Genomic DNA, 1,148 nt, shown 5'->3' on the forward strand with positions numbered 1-1,148 from the left:
GGAGAATTTATTCTCAATTTTTATAATTGAGATAGTTTGTGCCGCTTAAATAAAGAGGTTTTGATAACCAAATTAAAGCAGCTCTAAAGAGTTTTGAGTTAAAAGTTAAACTTCAAGTTTTCATTCAGGACAAATGTACTGATTAACTAATTTTTTGGGGAAAATTAGTTAACCCATCATTATAACATATAATTAATTTGCAAGAGTTCTATTGTATTGACGGTAGAAAAAAACGCTCTCAAAATGGTGAAAACCATTAATTGATGGTTTGATAGTTTTTTTTAAGCCTAACCCAGACTGGCTGCGTTTGCGGAAAACAGGCTGACTCGGCTGAATAAATAATAGCCAAGCAAATTGTGGGCATTGCCCACCCTACACAACTATTCATTTCAGAATTTAGAGGGTTAATATCATGACTTCTTCTCTTTTGCCGATTCTTCCTGCTGTTGACGATGTTTTGTTGAATTTCGCTCAATCTGATGGCTTTTGGGCAAATTTGGCCATCGCTTTTGGCACAAGTTATGATGTGGTTAAGGCGACGGAATTACGACAGCAGTGGCAAAGCCGAAATTTTAGTCAAATTCCCCCAATTGAGGTACTTAGTGGTGAAGTTTTGGGGACGGCGAATGGTGCATATTCCAGTAGTAAGAATAAGATTTATTTATCAGCATCTTTTTTAAATACGGCCTCGTCAGCAGCGATAGTTAATGTAATTTTAGAAGAAATTGGGCATTATGTGGATGCTCAAATTAATCAGGTGGATAGCGCGGGAGATGAGGGGGCAATTTTTGCGGAGTTGGTGCAAGGAAATAGTCTGGATGTGGCAACCTTGGAGGCTTTACGAGCAGAGAATGACCAGACAACAATTATAGTAAATGGGGAAATTATTCAAGTAGAACAGGCGGATTTTACGGGGACTAATGGGAATGATAATATTACTGGAACTTCTGGGGATGATAACATTTCTGGGTTGGGAGGCAATGATACACTTTCTGGTCTAGCCGGAAATGACCGTTTAGAAGGTGGTTCTGGGAATAATACTCTCTACGGTGGCACAGGTAATGATGTCTTTAACTTTGCCTACCCTCTAAACACAAACACCAGTGATGTAGCGATGGATTTTGTCCAGGGACAGGACAAAATTGATG

1 protein-coding gene is annotated in these 1,148 nt (G+C 38.9%); it reads left to right on the plus strand.

The window, feature by feature from the left end; all coding sequences use genetic code 11:
• Positions 1 to 412: 412 nt before the first annotated feature.
• A partial coding sequence (locus tag O9334_RS18340) for a calcium-binding protein (protein ID WP_502846549.1) occupies positions 413 to 1,148 on the plus strand: 736 nt, incomplete at its 3' end.

The organism is Microcystis sp. LE19-8.1F (genome assembly GCF_027531715.1).
In the GTDB taxonomy this organism is placed as follows: domain Bacteria; phylum Cyanobacteriota; class Cyanobacteriia; order Cyanobacteriales; family Microcystaceae; genus Microcystis; species Microcystis wesenbergii_A.